Origin of the sequence: Clostridioides sp. ZZV14-6345 (assembly GCF_020657775.1) — a bacterium.
Lineage (GTDB): Bacteria > Bacillota > Clostridia > Peptostreptococcales > Peptostreptococcaceae > Clostridioides > Clostridioides difficile_D.
Map to the genome: position 1 here is coordinate 1 of NZ_JAGWCX010000025.1, position 16,815 is coordinate 16,815.

Sequence of the window (16,815 nt, forward strand, 5' to 3'; positions counted from 1 at the left end):
AGATTTTTGGTCCAACAATTGGGGTGCAGTACATTATCTATTTTGAGACAGCCCCTTCTGTTAAATTTATATTTCTAGAATTTATGTTTTTTATTTATACAACATTAACATTAATTTTGGGAAAAATATACTTTCTGCCAACATCAAAATAAATGTGTTTTTAAAGCACGATTTGTTTTGAATTTTCACGTATATCTACTTCTATGACTTTTTCTATTGTATCGCCTCTAAAACCTAATAAATTACTCGTCAAGTTTGCAGTGGAACAAGAATGATTAGGTATAATTCTTATTCTATCACCAATTTTTATATCAGTTTCATCATTTACTTTAATTTTTCCAACTTCTTCTGAAAGTGAATCAATAGTAAGTTCTGGATGTCCACAAACTCTACCATAGCCAATAATACTACTATTTCCATGTGCACCTTTATCAAGTCCAAGGCATTTACTTCCACAATCAATTAAATAGTATCCACTGCTATTTTTTGAGATTACAGTGCACACAACTGTAAGAGCACACATATCTTCAGTAGCACAACCTAGACCTATCTGTATAGCATCATAGTATACATAGTTTCCAGGTCTTACAGCAGTTATTGTTTTAGAAGCAGCTTCAGCCTCAACTGTTGGAGTACTACCAGAAGCTACTATTTCTATATTGAATCCATTATCAGTTAGAACTTTGTATGCTTTTTCCATAGAAGAATCTTCTTGAATACAAACATCTGGAACTCCTTCATGGGAACTACAACCATACACTTGACCTGGATGTGAACTTATACCAACAATTTTGATATTTTCCAGTTTTGAAATTTCAGTAGCAAGTTCAACTACTTTTTCTGGCTCAACTCCAAAACGATGTAAGCCACAATCAACAATAATAAGCAATTTACATTCAATTTTAGCTTTAGCAAAAGCTTCACTGTAAGCTTTTGCACATTCTATATTGTCTGTAGCACAGATTAAATTTATTTTTGATGCCATAACCACAATTCTATTTATGTTTACCTCTCCCATGTAAGGATAAGCCAACATAATATCTTCAAAGCCTGCTTTTATCAAAGATTCAGCTTCATCAAGTGTTCCAACTAGAAATCCGTCAGCACCTGCATTTTTTTGAAGTCTTGCGATATATGTACTCTTATGTGTCTTGAGCATAGGCCAAAGTTGTTTATTATTCTTTGTACAAATTTGTTGAACTGTATCGATATTCTTTTCTAACTGGTCTAAATCTAACAAAAAACTTGGAGTAGCAATTTCTGAAATTTTCATGTCATTTACCACCTTTCAACAAAAGTAAAATTAGTTATAAGTATTAAAGTTATTATATTAATAATATCAACTCTATAATATTAATAGCTTATAATTATATTATAAAACCAGTGTGGATTGAGAGCAATGTTTATTTAGATTAATTAGAATTTTCAATAAATTACTGTGATTTTAAATTATTTCTACAATATATTTTTAATTTCATACGAATTTTATTTTAATTAGTTTAAGGATGTATTAATAGGGTATCATTGAATGAGTAAAAAAGTGATGTTTAAATAGAATAATCAGACTATAAATATTGGAGGTAGTAAACATGAGAAAAGTAGTACTTTACATTTCAATGAGTTTAGATGGTTATATAGCCGAGGAAAATGGTAGTGTAAGTTTTTTAGATGAAATATCTTCAGATTTTAAAAATGAACAGGAAGAAGATTATAATACTTTTTATGATACAGTTGATACTATTATTATGGGAAACTCTACATATACACAGGTTGTAAATGAATTAAGCCCAAATGAATGGTACTACAAAGGTAAGGAGTGTTATGTATACTCAAATACAGTTAGCGGGATAACTGAAAATGTAAAGTATACGAATTTAGAACCTAAAAAATTAATTGAACAAATTGGAAAAGAGAAGGATAAAAAAGATATTTGGATAGTTGGGGGAGGTGATATAGTAAAATTATTTATGAAAGAGAACCTAATTGATGATTATTATATATATATATTGCCAATAATATTGGGGAGAGGAATTCCACTATTTAAGTCTAGTATAGACAAGACTAATTTGAATTTTAAGAAAACTAGTAATATTGGAGAACTTGTAAAATTGGAATACAGTAAAAAATAAAGAGAGAGTATATGACAATTTGTTGCAACGTTATGAAATAAATCATTTAAAAGGCTTTTGGATATATGAATTGACATTACTTGTCAAATATGTTAACATATAAACGACTTATCGGAGGGTGTATTAAAAAGAATATGCTGGAGAAGAGAGTGCGTTAACTCTTTTCTCCTTTTTTTATAAAATCAAGTATTTATAAATTTGGTATTATTATATAATTACACTATCTAAAAAATTAAGAAAGGAGAAAAATATGAAATTAATTTTAAGTTATTTAAAGAATTACAAGTTATTAATAGTATTAAATATACTGGCTATATTTAGTTTTGCATTAGTTGAGTTGGGTATTCCAACCATAATAGCTAAAATAATTGATAATGGTATTGCAAATCAAAATATAGCTTACATAAAACAAATGGGAATAGTGATTGTTATTATTTCTATTATAGGGGTTGTAGGTAGTATATTGTTGGGTTATTGCTCTGCAAAGGTGTCAACAAGTGTAACTAGGGATATAAGAAATGATATATTTGAAAAATCTCAAGAATTTTCACATACTGAATATAATAAGTTTGGAATTTCTTCAATGATTACAAGAACGACAAATGATGCATTTCAAATTCAGCAATTCGTGAATATACTACTAAGGACTGCTTTATTAACTCCAGTTATGTTTATCGTAAGTATAATAATGACAATTAGAACAAGTGTGGAACTTTCTGTAGTATTGGCTATATCAGTACCTTTTATAATTGTTGGAGTAGCAATAATAGCGAAAGTTTCTCAGGCAATATCTTCAAAACAACAAAAAGGACTAGATAAATTAAACCTTATATCAAGAGAAAATTTAACTGGAATAAGAGTAATTAGAGCTTTTGGAAATGATGATTATGAAACTGAAAGATTTGAAAAAACAAATATATATTATGCTAATGTTTCTAAGAAATTATTTAAGCTTATGTCAATTACTCAACCAGCGTTCTTTTTACTATTGAATATAGCTGTTTTGGCTGTATTTTGGATTTCAAGTGAGAAGATAAATATTGGAGAACTTCAAGTTGGACAGTTGGTTGCATTTTTGGAATATCTTTTCCATGCTATGTTTTCGATTATGCTTTTTTCAATGGTGTTTATTATGTATCCTAGAGCAGAGGTATCTGCAAATAGAATAAAGGAGCTTTTAAATGAAGAACCATTGATAAAAAATCCTGAAAATGGAATTAAAGAGACTGAAAATAAGGGTATCATAGAATTTGATGATGTAACTTTTACTTATCCAGATGGAGAAGCTTCTGTACTTAAGGATATTTCATTTACTGCAAAGACAGGTGAAACAGTTGCCTTTATAGGAAGTACTGGTAGTGGAAAAAGTACTCTGATTAACTTAATACCTAGATTTTATGATGTAACAGAAGGTAGTATTAGGATAAATGGAGTAGATATAAGAGACTATGATTTGAAATCTTTAAGAAAAAAGATAGGATTCATACCTCAAAAATCACTGCTTTTTACTGGTAGCATAGCAAATAATATTAGATTTGGTAAACATAAGGCAGGAGAATCAGAATTAGAATATTCCGCAAAAGTTGCACAAGCATATGAGTTTATATCAAAAAAACCTAGAAAGTTTGATGAGCTAATTAGTGAAGGTGGAGCAAATGTGTCCGGAGGTCAAAAACAAAGACTTTCTATTGCAAGGGCTATTATAAGAAGACCTGAAATATATATTTTTGATGATAGTTTTTCTGCACTTGACTTTAAAACTGATGCAATACTTCGTGCTAAATTGAAAAAAGAAACAAAAGATGCAATTGTATTGATTGTTGCACAGAGAATAAGTTCAATTATTGATGCTGATAAGATTATAGTACTCAATGAAGGACAAGTTGTTGGGATGGGAACTCATAAAGAATTATTGAAAAATTGTGAAATATACTATGAAATTGCAACATCTCAGTTGAAAAAGGAGGAGTTGGAATAATGAAAAAGTCTAAAGGTTTTAAGAGAACAATTGGTAGACTTCTTCCATTTGTAAAGAAATATAAATTTTCCTTTATTATAGCTATTATATGTATAATTTCAGCAGCTACTATGAATGCAATTGCTCCTAAGACAGAGGGATTAATAATAACACAGTTGACTAAAGACGTAATTCGTATAGCAAAAGGAGTACCAGGAGCATCTGTAAATTTTAATTATGTAATAAAAATATTGATGATTTTAGCAGGGATATATGTTGCCAATGCAATTTTTACGTATACTTCAAGTTTTCTACTTACAAATGCTATACAAAATACAATGAGAGATTTGAGAAATGAAGTAGAAAATAAAATAAGAAAACTGCCAATTAGTTATTTTGATAGCAATAGTTTTGGAGATGTATTAAGTCGTATATCAAATGATGTAGATACAATATCAAATGCTATGCAACAGAGTTTTATGCAAATTGTAAATTCAATTTTAGTCATAATTTTGGCACTTTCAATGATGTTTACGATTAACACATATATGGCTATTATAGCTCTTTTTATAATTCCGATTAGTTATTTTGTATCTAAGTTTATAGTTAAAAAATCTCAAAACAGATTTTCATTACAACAAAATGCTCTTGGAAAACTGAATGGAAAAGTACAAGAGATGTATACTGGATTTAATGAGATAAAATTATATGGAAAAGAAGAAGATTCTATAAAAGAGTTTAAAAAGGTAAATCAAGAACTTTGTGAAAATGGATTTAAAGCACAATTTATATCAAGTATGATGAATCCTATGGTTTCATTAGTAACTTATTTTGGAATTGCAGCAGTAGCAGTTGTCGGTTCTATATATGCAGTAAGTGGAGGGATAACAGTTGGAAATTTACAAGCCTTTGTACGTTACATATGGCAAATAAATCAGCCTCTTTCACAAATGACTCAGTTATCTACTGTAATACAATCTTCTTTTGCAGCAATAGAACGTGTATTTGAAATTTTAGATGAAGAAGAGGAAATACCTGATGTTGAAAATCCAGTTAAGATAGAAAATGTAAAAGGTAATGTTACATTTGAGCATGTTAATTTTGGATATGGAGAAAATTCAACTTTAATAGAAGATTTAAATGCAGAAATAAAAAGTGGTCAGATGGTAGCTATTGTTGGACCTACTGGAGCAGGTAAAACAACTTTAATAAATTTATTGATGAGGTTTTATGATGTAAAGAAAGGTGCTATTAAAATTGATGGAGTAGACATAAGGGATATGAAACGTAAGGATTTGCGTTCAATGTTTGGTATGGTACTTCAAGATACATGGCTATTTAATGGTACTATTTTTGATAATATAGAATATGGCAGATTTGGAGCTACTAAGGAAGAAATTGTACAAGCAGCGAAAGTAGCAAATGTTCATCACTTTATAACTACTCTTCCTGATGGATACAATATGTTCTTAAATGAAGAAGCATCTAATATATCTTTAGGGGAAAAACAGCTTTTAACTATAGCTAGAGCTTTTATATCAGACCCTTCAATATTGATACTTGATGAAGCTACTAGTTCTGTTGATACTAGACTAGAGCTTATGCTTCAAAAAGCAATGAGAAATCTTATGAATGGTAGAACTAGCTTTGTTATAGCACATAGACTTTCTACAATTCGTAATGCTGACTTAATTTTAGTTATGAATAATGGAAGTATTATAGAGCAAGGAAATCATGATGAACTGATGGAAAAAGGTGGATTTTATGAGAAGCTTTATAACAGTCAATTTGCAGATACCGAATCTGAATAGATAACATAAACTTTTGTATAAAATTTTGTAGCAAATTCAAATATTAATCATATAATTAAAAAGAGTATCAGTAAGTTGTTTTTTTATATATTTACTGATACTCTCTGATTTTAAGACCAAAGGTACTTATTTATAATTGGTACTTATAATTCGCAACTAGTCTTACTATATCTGATAACCAGAATTACAGTACTTTTCTTTTTTACCTTTTTGTTCTCTAACATATAACAATTCGCTTAACTTATCAATGTAATAACAATCATCGCTTATGCGAATTAAACTAGTCAGATAATATCCATCTTTGCTTCTAGGAATTTTTTTATTTATTGCTAAATCAATAGCTGTCTTTGCTGCTTCAAAATGCTTTAAATGTGTATGACCTTCTTCAAAACTCTTTCTAGTATTATAAACTACATAACCTTTTTTAACTTGAAAAACTATAAATTCTTTCTTTTCATATATTTTATTAAACATTCAATCAGCCCTTCTCAAGATAGTTTTATAGCATAACATTAGAAGCTTCTAAAAAATTTTACAAAGAACATAAATATTTTATAAATTATAAATCTAAAACTATAATTCATAAAGATAACCTTCTGATTACTTACATAACAATTCATATAGATTAAAAGTAAATTATCTTTAGGTTAAACAAAAGTAAAATAAAAGACTAGTTATAATATTTATATGAAAAAGTACAAAATATAGTATAAGAATATAGAAAATTTAAATTATTTATTTACAGTTTTTATTTCCATAAGTGTATTTACCTTCAGATACCTTGTCATCATGAAAGTATATTCTTTCACAGCTTTTATCTCCCCATAGAATGTTTTTTGTTATTTTATGAGATGTGTCTCCTGTAAATACTTCAGCCACAGTAGTATCTGTAACATCACAATAAAGAGAAGCTAATTTTTTAAACCAAGGATTTTCCTCAAATCTTAAAAGCCAAGAAGCTCCATAAGGACAATGTAACTCTTCAAATTCAGGAACCCAGCCTAAGAATGGGACATCAGTTGTGCTAATAATATTGTCTGCAATTAATTCATCTCCATTTTCATGAGCCCTTTCTCTCATAGCAATAGCTTTTTCTTCAGACCTTTCAAATAAAACTTTCTTTAATATTTCGATAGTTTTATCTTCACCAAACTCCTCAAATAACACTTTAGAAAAATAAAAATATAAGTCACCAAAATGCTTGCATGCCATACGAACTTCTTCAATAGCATAATCTTTGTCGACAGTTTCATTAGTTACAACATCTTTGTTCAAAAAAATCACTCCTTAGAATAGTATTAGTTACAATATAATTATAGAATATTTTTTATAAATTAGGAAATTAATTTGAGATAGATATATTTTTAATAAATGAAAGTATAATACTAAAATATTTTATTGTTACAAAAATCTTCTAAATTAATGTATTTAGGAGTTTCCATATGAATTAGAGTAGTTCTGCAAATGTCTTCAACACACCCATTTGCAATGTTATTAAAAATATCTGTATGTCCTTTTAATGTTATTTCAAGCCTTCCCTCATGTGACAAGGAATCGAGAGCTAATTTTTTTTATTCTGTACATATAATTGTTAAACATCTTGTCAAATTCAGTATTTTGAGCATATGAAACTATTGTTGTGTGAAATAATGTATCGTATTCTGCAAATGAGTTTAAATTTTTGTCACCTAGTAAAATGTATTTTTGTTTATCTAAAAGATATTTTAGTTTACTTATAGTTTCAACTGCTCTAGTTTCTTTGTATTGACTTGTAATTAAAAAAGTGCAAAACTCTTCTATTGCGGCGCGTATTTGGAATATCTTTTAAAAAATATTCTAAACCTTAATCTTATATATTAGTGTTTTTATTATTGAATTTATGTGATTATTGGGCTATTTATCTTTTTTTATTGATTTAATATTTTCTTTGATTTTATTTAAAATATCTGTATGCTTATTAGAGCTTATATTGGGGAATGCTTTGATTATACGTCTATGAAGTAATTTGTGATTAGACAATAAAGTATTAAGTTTATTTTTAAGCTCGTCAATACGATTTTTAGCATAGCGATAGTTTTCTTTTTCCTTAAGTATTTCAAACCTATCTTCTAAATTCTCAAGTCTATTTTCAACTAAAGATTCAATTTTGTTTTCGATAGTTTCTTGTGTAATAAGCTTGTAGTACTCTTTCTTATCTTTTAATTCCTTAATTATAAGATTGATTTGTTTTAACTTACCATTCAATTGTAAAATTGTATGTACTGTAACCACTAAATCTAAAACAAAATAAACTTCTATAGATATAGCAAGTATAAATAGTACATTTTTAGGTATAGAGTTTATAAAATCAACTACAATAGGATGTACTATAAGCATTACAATTAATGATAATACACCAAACATAAGTGAGTTTTCTAGACAAACTCTTCCATGAATATTAAATCTATGCTTAGAATAATCCCACCAAGTCATATTAAATATTTTTTCTAAAATAAAGCTCGTAAAATACTCCATTATACTAGTTATAATTATACTAAACAAAAATAGTAATGGAATATTGTGTACAAAAGGAGTCAAGGTAGCAACTATTGCTAATGCTCCAAATCCATATATAGGACAAAATGGACCATTTAAAAAACCTCTATTTACAAATTGTTTTTGTAAAACTGAACAATATGTAGTTTCACAACACCATCCTATAAAACTATAAATTACAAAATAAAGAAATTGAATATAAAATGTACTCATAAGCACCTCATTTCTAGTTAATATAATACTATATACTCGATATTTTATTTTTATGATTAATTTACTTAAAATTCAATTTACATATTGATTATACCAATTTATAGAAATTTATCAAATTCAATTACAGTTATAATATTATATATAATTACAATAATGAAGTTTTATTTAAAATAAATAAGGGTGCCAAGTATAATCAAACTAATAGTTGTAGATACTCTACACTATGTTAGTTTAATTACATTTGACACCCTTATATTTACGTTATGACTATTTACATTCGAAGCTAGAACAACATGTTTCAATGTAAAGATTTACTCTATCAGTTTCAGGAGCAACCAATATATTATCAAGTGTACATAAGCTACCATCTTTGTTGTATTTACAATTTTTTACAGTACAAACTAATTCTTCACAATTTCTATGATTAACATTGCTAGATAGATTGCTATAAATAGATTCATCTAAAAATGAACTACAACAAGTATGTCTGTCATTATGAGCTTTTTCACCATTTATAAAAATTTTATCTGCATAACATATATGGCTGTTGTTATGTGAACAGTTAATTACATTACAGTTTATTCTTTCCAAAGTTATTACCTCCTAAACGATTATTTATTATAAATTATGTCCATATAGTTACAAGAATATAACTTTTAAGAGAAAACTACCTTTTAGAAAATATCTATTCTTAGAGCAATTTGAAATATAAATATATTTTCTTCTAAAATTTACCTAAATTGTATAAAAACTTACAGCTTGGAGAAAATAATAGAAAAAGGAGGCGTAATCAATGTTTGAAAAGAAGAAAAAAGAATTATTTCCTTGGAAAATATCTGCCTTAATACTAGTTGGAGTATTTGTATTAAGTAGTGGAGCTTATATAGGGACAAGATTAAAAAACAATGGAGTTCAAACTGGTGAAGTTGTAAGCACTAGTGCGAATATGAATGAAAAATCAAAAGAAGCTTTTGGATTAAATAAAAATTGTGAAGTTTGGCTTCAAAGTGAAGGCGAAAATGAAACTAACTATAAGAGAACACTTACAATGGCTGGGATAGTTCCAGAGTCATTATTAGATAAGACAAAATCAGAAATAGTATCATATTTTAAAAAAGAGTATCCAACTAAAGAAATAAAAATCATGGATAAAAATGAAATCATACTTGTAGAATCTAAATATAATGATAATAAAGATGTACAGGCAATGAATGCTACTATAAAAGGTAAGTATACTATTGAAAATGATAATGGAAACATAGCATTATATAAATATGATAATAGTGGAAGTAAAACACTAGTAGAAAAAACAAAAATAAGAGTAGATTCACTTCCTAAAACAGTTCAAGATGAAATCAAAAAAGGTGTAGTTATGGATACTGAAGAAGAAGCATATTCAAGATTAGAAGATTTTGCAAGTTAATATTAAGTAAATTAATACTAGTTCAAGTTAAATACTAAGTAAGTTAATGTTAAATAATTTAATATTAATAAATTAGTATCAAGATTGTAGTCACATTTAATTCCTATAAAAATACAATAATTTATTTGTAAGAAATATAAAAGTTATATTGAAGTAAAAAGCTTGCTTTAATATAACTTTTTTATTTGATTTTATATTTTACATACACCATTTTATGATTTGTTAATATTATTTATGATATAATAATTTAGAACATAAGTTTTTATGAGAAATACATTTTGGTATTTCTTTTATTTTTAGGGGGAATTTTAAAAAATGATAATATTGGGGATTGACCCAGGTATAGCTATAGTTGGATATGGTATAATTGAATATAAAAATAGTAAATTTAAAGCAATAGATTATGGAGCAGTGACAACACCTGCACATATGAATATATCCAAGAGATTAGAACTTGTATATAAAGGAATTGATACAATAGTAAAGAACTACAATATAGATGAAGTTGGAATGGAAGAATTATTCTTTAATAAGAATGTAAAAACAGCTATAACAGTAGCACAAGCTAGAGGTGTTACTATGCTTGCGTGTGCCCATAATGGTAAGCCTGTATATGAATACACTCCACTTCAAGTAAAACAAGGTGTAGTTGGATATGGAAGAGCAGATAAGGCACAAGTTCAGCAGATGGTAACTTCATTTTTAAGTTTAAAAAAAGTTCCAAAGCCAGATGATGTTGCAGATGCTCTAGCTGTGGCTATTTGCCATGCTCATTCAAACAAACTTGAAAAAACTCTAAAGAATATAGGTGGTAAGTATGTATAGTTATATAAAAGGTACAGTAGAAGAGATTTATATAGACAGTATAGTTGTAGAAAATAATGGGGTAGGATATAAAATAAATGTATCATCCAATACAATAATGAATTTACAAGTGGGAGAAGCCACAAAAATATATACTAAATTAATTGTAAGAGAAGATGATATGAGTCTTTGTGGTTTTGTAAGTAGAGAAGAACTTAAGATGTTTGAACTACTAACATCCGTATCTAAAATAGGACCTAAGGTGGCGCTTTCAATACTATCATTTGCATCACCAGCACAGTTAGGGGCATATATTTTAAGTGAAGACATTGGAAAATTATCCAAAGCTCCTGGTGTTGGTAAAAAGACAGCAGAAAGAATTGTCTTAGAACTTAAGGATAAGGTAGACAAAAATAACATAGAGTTTGAACCAACATTATTGTCACAAAAACCTACCTTGATATCTCAAGATGAGTCTGTAGATGCACTTGTAGCTTTAGGCTATACTTTAGCAGAATCAAAAGAGGCAGTTCAAAAATGTAAAAAAGATGGTATGAATACAGAAGCTATTATAAAGAAAGCACTTACATATATAATGAGTAAATCCTTGAAATAATATCTGGATTTTAAAACAATATTTTAAGGATTTTATGTAAATTTGAAAATATATAAAGTAGATTTTCAAAAGTACGAGAGGAGGGGTATAAATGCAAGGTTTTGAAGATGAAAATAGGATAATAACTTCTACAATGAAAGTGGAAGATATAGATATAGAAAACAGTCTAAGACCAAAAACTTTAGAAGATTATTTAGGTCAAGAAAAATCCAAAGAGCAACTTAGTGTATTTATAGAGGCAGCTAAATCGAGAAATGAGCAGTTAGACCATGTGCTTTTATATGGACCACCAGGTCTTGGAAAAACTACATTAGCCAGTATAATAGCCAATGAGATGGGTGTAAATTTAAGAATTACATCAGGCCCTGCAATAGAAAGAGCTGGAGATTTGGCAGCCATACTTACGAATTTAAGTGAAAATGATGTTTTATTTATAGACGAGATACACAGAATTAACAGGAGTGTTGAAGAAGTTTTGTATCCAGCAATGGAAGATTTTTGTCTAGATATAATAATAGGAAAAGGACCATCTGCAAGAAGCATAAGACTTGACCTTCCTAAATTTACACTTATAGGAGCTACTACAAGAGCTGGTATGCTTACAAATCCACTTAGAGATAGATTTGGTGTTATTTGTAAATTGGATTATTATACAGTTGATGAGCTTTCAAAAATAGTACTTAGGTCATCAAATATTTTAGATGCAGAAATACAGTCTAGTGGTGCATTAGAACTTGCAAAACGTTCAAGGGGAACTCCAAGGATAGCAAATAGATTACTAAAAAGAGTTAGAGATTTTGCACAAGTAAGAGCTGATGGAAAAATAACTGATGAGGTAGCAAAAGATGCTCTAGAACTCTTAGGAGTTGATAGTTTGGGGCTAGATTTTGTAGATGAGAAGCTTCTCATGACTATAATAGAAAAATTTAGAGGAGGACCAGTGGGTCTAGATACATTAGCAGCTTCTATTGGAGAAGATAGAAATACAATAGAAGATGTATATGAGCCATATCTGCTTCAATTAGGATTTATAAATAGAGGACCTAGAGGAAGAGTAGCCATGCCATTAGCATATGAACACTTAAAAATTCCATATACTAATGAAAAATAAAAATAGATTATATAAGTATTTATAAAATAAAATAGTCATTAAATTAAAATATTTCTGAAATGGCTAAAAATTCAAATATATCCACAAAATGGTAATTATATCTGTAGATACTGTGGATAAATACACTTAAAATTGTGTGTACTGCATCTATATATTGTGGATAAGACGTGTATATCGTGGAAAAATATCTATATATTGTGTATGTTAAAAATAGCGATTTCTTGATAGATTATGGTAATATTGTGGAAAATAAGTTGTTTTTTTGATATTATTGTAGCTGGAGAAATTTTAAGAGAGGAAGTTTAACATTGAAAACAAGTGATTTTAAATTTGATTTACCACAGGAACTTATAGCTCAAGTTCCTATAGAAGATAGAGCTAGCTCAAGACTGATGGTATTAGATAAAGAAACAGGAGAGATTGAGCATAAAGTATTTAGAGATATAATAGAATATTTAAATCCAGGGGATTGTTTAGTCTTAAATAATACTAGAGTTATACCAGCTAGACTAATAGGAGAAAAGCTTGAAACTGGAGGTAAAATTGAATTTTTATTATTAAAAAGAACAGAGGAAGATACTTGGCAAGCTCTAGTAAAACCGGGAAAAAGAGCAAAAGTAGGTACTAAATTTTCTTTTGGAAATGGAAAGCTGATTGGAGAAGTTGTAGCTTTATCAGATGAAGGTTCAAGAATTATAAAATTCCATTATGATGGAATTTTTGAAGAAATCTTGGATGAACTTGGGAATATGCCACTACCTCCATATATCACTGCTAGATTAGATGAAAAAGAAAGATACCAGACTGTTTACTCAAAGCATAACGGTTCAGCAGCAGCACCTACAGCAGGGTTACATTTTACAGAAGAGCTGTTAAGTAAAATAAAGGAAAAAGGTGTAGATATAGCCTTTATAACTTTACATGTTGGTTTAGGAACTTTTAGACCAGTAAAAGTAGATGATGTTTTAAATCATAAGATGCATTCAGAATATTATATGGTAAGCCAAGAAGCAGCTGACAAAATAAATAGAGCAAAAGAGAATGGAAATAATGTAATATGTGTTGGAACTACTAGTTGTAGAACTATAGAATCAGCCTGTAATGAAGATGGAAAGATGAAAGAAACTAGTGGATGGACGGAGATATTTATATATCCAGGTTATAAATTTAAAGTTTTAGATAAGCTTATTACTAATTTTCATTTACCAGAATCTACACTAATAATGCTAGTAAGTGCTATTTGTGGAAAGGATAATGTTTTAAATGCATATAATGAGGCAGTAAAAGAGAGATATAGATTCTTCAGTTTTGGAGATGCTATGATTATAAAGTAGGGAGGTAATCGATGCATAGTTTACAAAAACAAAAAAAGAATAACCCTATATTAAAGATTGCTTTTATATTTGAACGTGTTTTAGCAGTAGTAGTTCTAATAGCTGTATTTCTAGGAACTATAGATGTGTTAAGACTTATGTGGGGAGCATATATTGTTGATTTTCAAAATCCTGTACAGTACAGTCAGCTTAATGATTTTTTAGCACAAATATTACTTTTAGTTATAGGTGTTGAACTTGTAGTAATGCTATCACTTCATATACCAGGAGCATTTATTGAGGCATTACTTTATGCTATAGCTAGAAAAATGTTGTTGCTTCCTAAAAATGAAGGTATGATAGATGTTTTAATAGGAGTTATAGCTATTGCAGGACTGTTTGCTATAAAAAAGTTTTTGGTAACAAAAGACAAGAGTGCTCTTAATATAACGAGTATTCATGATGAAGATGCAATTAAAGAACAGCAGAATAAAGAAGATGAAGATAAATCTGTTTAAACAATATATTGGATATACCATTACAAATATATCTTAAAAAATAATGAGAAATAAATATTATTAAGGAGAACTTTATGTACGCAGTAAGATACGAATTGATAAAAACTTGCAAGCAGAGTGGTGCAAGGTTAGGAAGATTACACACTCCACATGGAATTATTGAAACACCAATATTTATGCCAGTTGGAACTCAAGCAACTGTAAAATCTATGACACCAGAAGAATTAAAAGAGATTGGTTCACAAATAATACTTAGTAACACATACCATTTATATATGAGACCAGGTCATGAACTTATAAAAAGAGCTGGTGGTCTTCATAAGTTTATGAATTGGGATAAACCAATACTTACAGATAGTGGAGGATTCCAAGTATTTAGCTTAGGACCTTTAAGAAAGATAAAAGAAGAAGGTGTAGAATTTAGGTCACACTTAGATGGTTCAAAACATTTTCTAACTCCAGAAAAAGCTATGGAAATACAAAATGCGTTGGGTTCAGACATAATGATGGCATTTGATGAGTGTGCACCATATCCAGCAGATAGAGAATATGTAAAGAATTCTTTAGAAAGAACAACAAGATGGTTAAAAAGATGTAAAGATGCCCATAATAATACAGACAAGCAAGCTTTATTTGGTATAATACAAGGTGGGATGTATAAAGACTTAAGAGAGCAATCAGCAAAAGAAATAACAAGTATTGATTTACCAGGATATGCTATTGGTGGGCTTAGTGTTGGAGAACCAAAACCACTTATGTATGACGTGCTAGAACATACAACTCCACTTATGCCAAAAGATAAACCGAGATACCTAATGGGAGTTGGTAGCCCAGATGATTTAGTGGAAGGTGTTATAAGAGGAGTAGATATGTTTGATTGTGTCTTACCTACTCGTATAGCTAGAAATGGGACTGCAATGACTAGTCAAGGTAAAGTAGTAGTTAGAAATGCAACTTACGCTGAAGACTTTACTCCACTTGACCCTGAGTGTGATTGTTATGCTTGTAAAAACTATTCAAGAGCTTATATAAGACATCTTATAAAAGCAAATGAAATATTGGGTGCAAGATTGATAACTACTCACAATCTTCACTTTTTATTAAATTTAATGAAGCAAATAAGACAAGCGATAATGGAAGATAGATTACTTGATTTTAGAAATGAATTTTTTGCAAAATATGGATATGAAATATAGGTTTTGCACTATTAATTATAATCATTTTAATATATAATATTCAATAGTACTCAAAGATAGAGAAAGTAAATTATTTATACAAATGTTTATTATGATTTACAAAAGAGTATAATTTACAAAGGAGTGAAAATTTAATGCCACAGCAACAAATAATGATGAGTGTAGGTCTATGGATAGTAGTAATAGCAATCTTTTATTTCCTAATGATTAGACCTCAAAAGAAAAAAGACAAACAATTAAAAGAAATGAGAAGTAGCCTAGGTGTAGGAGACAAGGTCATTACAATAGGTGGAATAGTAGCTAATGTAGCTAAAGTTGAAGATGATGTTGTAATATTAGAATTAGGACCAAATAGAACTAAAGTTCCATTTGAAAAATGGGCTATAGGAACAGTTAAATCTAAAAAAGAAGAAATAGAAGTAGAGTAAATTAGTAATTTAAAAGCCTTTTCTCGAATATATATTAATTTGAGAGGAGGTTTTTTTATGGGAAAATCTAATTATATTTTTAAAGGTTTTGGATATGCATATATAATAACTTTGGCTGTTTTATTAGTGTATAACTTATTTTTGACATTTACAGATATTGGTGGGGATAATATAACTATGGTTTCATCATTTATAACTACTATTTCTGCAGCTATAGGAGGTTTTTATACTTCAAAACACATGAAAGAAAAAGGACTTATGTATGGGCTTTTAGTAGGACTTTTGTACATAGTATGCATTTTTTTGACTGTGTTTTTAGCACAAGAAAAGTTTGTATTTGAAGTAGGAATGATTTATAAGTTATTGCTAATATCAGCAGCAGGAGGTATTGGAGGCGTATTGGGTGTCAACTTTAAATAGAGTTTATATTAGGGTAGTTTTATGATATAATCAATAGGAAACAATTAGAAATGGAGGCGTTGAAAATGGAAAATAAACATGTAAAAACTTTATCTCAAGCTACTTTAAAGCAAAGTGCTGCAAAAGGTGGATGTGGAGAGTGTCAAACTTCTTGTCAATCAGCTTGTAAAACTTCTTGTACAGTTGCAAATCAAGAGTGTGAAAGATAGAAAATTATTGATTTAGTTGTTTGTAAGAGGGTATCTCAAAGTGATTCTTTTATCATTATGAGGTATCCTCTTTTATTTTTTGTATGATTGTCTAGTAGAAAATTACTATAAAATAGGGATTTCTATCTTTGA

At 28.7% G+C, this 16,815-nt stretch carries 19 protein-coding genes; 13 read left to right on the top strand and 6 right to left on the bottom strand.

The window, feature by feature from the left end; translation table 11 throughout:
• Nucleotides 1-160: 160 nt before the first annotated feature.
• The gene (locus KGF39_RS08695; protein ID WP_227821994.1) at nucleotides 161-1,273 is read right to left on the bottom strand and encodes an alanine racemase; all 1,113 of its coding nucleotides are present in this window, start codon (nucleotides 1,271-1,273) and stop codon (nucleotides 161-163) included.
• A gap of 316 nt (nucleotides 1,274-1,589) precedes the next feature.
• Between KGF39_RS08695 and KGF39_RS08700 the strand changes: the two genes are divergently transcribed.
• The 3 genes from KGF39_RS08700 to KGF39_RS08710 all read left to right on the top strand — a co-directional run bounded on the left by KGF39_RS08700 (nucleotide 1,590) and on the right by KGF39_RS08710 (nucleotide 5,897).
• Nucleotides 1,590-2,129, top strand: a complete 540-nt coding sequence (locus tag KGF39_RS08700) for a dihydrofolate reductase family protein (RefSeq protein WP_227821995.1) — start codon at nucleotides 1,590-1,592, stop codon at nucleotides 2,127-2,129.
• A gap of 250 nt (nucleotides 2,130-2,379) precedes the next feature.
• A complete protein-coding gene (locus KGF39_RS08705; protein ID WP_227821996.1) occupies nucleotides 2,380-4,107 on the top strand; it encodes an ABC transporter ATP-binding protein in 1,728 nt (575 codons plus the stop codon).
• Nucleotides 4,107-5,897 (top strand): ABC transporter ATP-binding protein, encoded by a 1,791-nt coding sequence (locus KGF39_RS08710; protein ID WP_227821997.1) that lies wholly within the window; start codon nucleotides 4,107-4,109, stop codon nucleotides 5,895-5,897. The genes KGF39_RS08705 and KGF39_RS08710 overlap by 1 nt, the downstream gene beginning before the upstream one ends.
• Before the next feature lie 165 nt (nucleotides 5,898-6,062).
• On the opposite strand, the gene KGF39_RS08715 is transcribed toward KGF39_RS08710, so the two are convergent.
• The 5 genes from KGF39_RS08715 to KGF39_RS08735 form a co-directional block, all read right to left on the bottom strand.
• Entirely contained in the window at nucleotides 6,063-6,371 is a 309-nt protein-coding gene (locus KGF39_RS08715; protein ID WP_054274787.1) for a hypothetical protein, read from the bottom strand.
• A 261-nt stretch (nucleotides 6,372-6,632) separates the two neighbouring features.
• Nucleotides 6,633-7,181 (bottom strand): hypothetical protein, encoded by a 549-nt coding sequence (locus tag KGF39_RS08720; RefSeq protein ID WP_227821998.1) that lies wholly within the window; start codon nucleotides 7,179-7,181, stop codon nucleotides 6,633-6,635.
• Nucleotides 7,182-7,436: 255 nt separating this feature from the next.
• Nucleotides 7,437-7,718 carry an FCD domain-containing protein gene (locus KGF39_RS08725; RefSeq protein ID WP_227822023.1) on the bottom strand — a complete coding sequence of 94 codons (282 nt, stop codon included), beginning with the start codon at nucleotides 7,716-7,718 and terminating at the stop codon, nucleotides 7,437-7,439.
• Between the two features lie 72 nt (nucleotides 7,719-7,790).
• Complete coding sequence (locus KGF39_RS08730; RefSeq protein ID WP_227821999.1) at nucleotides 7,791-8,645, bottom strand: putative ABC transporter permease; 855 nt, start codon at nucleotides 8,643-8,645, stop codon at nucleotides 7,791-7,793.
• Nucleotides 8,646-8,912: 267 nt separating this feature from the next.
• Nucleotides 8,913-9,236, bottom strand: a complete 324-nt coding sequence (locus KGF39_RS08735) for a DUF1540 domain-containing protein (RefSeq protein ID WP_054274781.1) — start codon at nucleotides 9,234-9,236, stop codon at nucleotides 8,913-8,915.
• A gap of 202 nt (nucleotides 9,237-9,438) precedes the next feature.
• Between KGF39_RS08735 and KGF39_RS08740 the strand changes: the two genes are divergently transcribed.
• From KGF39_RS08740 to scfA, 10 genes are all read left to right on the top strand, one after another.
• On the top strand, nucleotides 9,439-10,068 hold the full coding sequence (locus KGF39_RS08740) for a hypothetical protein (RefSeq protein ID WP_227822000.1): 630 nt from the start codon (nucleotides 9,439-9,441) through the stop codon (nucleotides 10,066-10,068).
• 315 nt (nucleotides 10,069-10,383) lie between these two features.
• Entirely contained in the window at nucleotides 10,384-10,893 is a 510-nt protein-coding gene (gene ruvC, locus KGF39_RS08745) for a crossover junction endodeoxyribonuclease RuvC (RefSeq protein WP_107594742.1), read from the top strand.
• Entirely contained in the window at nucleotides 10,886-11,488 is a 603-nt protein-coding gene (ruvA, locus tag KGF39_RS08750; RefSeq protein WP_227822001.1) for a Holliday junction branch migration protein RuvA, read from the top strand. The genes ruvC and ruvA overlap by 8 nt, the downstream gene beginning before the upstream one ends.
• A gap of 91 nt (nucleotides 11,489-11,579) precedes the next feature.
• Nucleotides 11,580-12,599, top strand: a complete 1,020-nt coding sequence (ruvB, locus tag KGF39_RS08755; protein WP_227822002.1) for a Holliday junction branch migration DNA helicase RuvB — start codon at nucleotides 11,580-11,582, stop codon at nucleotides 12,597-12,599.
• Between the two features lie 308 nt (nucleotides 12,600-12,907).
• Nucleotides 12,908-13,933 carry a tRNA preQ1(34) S-adenosylmethionine ribosyltransferase-isomerase QueA gene (queA, locus tag KGF39_RS08760; RefSeq protein WP_054274777.1) on the top strand — a complete coding sequence of 342 codons (1,026 nt, stop codon included), beginning with the start codon at nucleotides 12,908-12,910 and terminating at the stop codon, nucleotides 13,931-13,933.
• Nucleotides 13,934-13,944: 11 nt separating this feature from the next.
• Complete coding sequence (locus tag KGF39_RS08765) at nucleotides 13,945-14,430, top strand: phosphate-starvation-inducible PsiE family protein (RefSeq protein WP_054274776.1); 486 nt, start codon at nucleotides 13,945-13,947, stop codon at nucleotides 14,428-14,430.
• A gap of 74 nt (nucleotides 14,431-14,504) precedes the next feature.
• Nucleotides 14,505-15,626, top strand: coding sequence for a tRNA guanosine(34) transglycosylase Tgt (gene tgt / locus KGF39_RS08770; RefSeq protein ID WP_054274775.1), 1,122 nt, complete (start codon nucleotides 14,505-14,507; stop codon nucleotides 15,624-15,626).
• A 134-nt stretch (nucleotides 15,627-15,760) separates the two neighbouring features.
• Nucleotides 15,761-16,054, top strand: coding sequence for a preprotein translocase subunit YajC (yajC, locus tag KGF39_RS08775; protein WP_054274774.1), 294 nt, complete (start codon nucleotides 15,761-15,763; stop codon nucleotides 16,052-16,054).
• Between the two features lie 57 nt (nucleotides 16,055-16,111).
• The gene (locus KGF39_RS08780; protein ID WP_227822003.1) at nucleotides 16,112-16,474 is read left to right on the top strand and encodes a TIGR04086 family membrane protein; all 363 of its coding nucleotides are present in this window, start codon (nucleotides 16,112-16,114) and stop codon (nucleotides 16,472-16,474) included.
• 65 nt (nucleotides 16,475-16,539) lie between these two features.
• Nucleotides 16,540-16,683: a six-cysteine ranthipeptide SCIFF gene (gene scfA / locus KGF39_RS08785; RefSeq protein ID WP_009891067.1), complete on the top strand. Its 144-nt coding sequence runs from the start codon at nucleotides 16,540-16,542 to the stop codon at nucleotides 16,681-16,683.
• Nucleotides 16,684-16,815 lie beyond the last annotated feature (132 nt).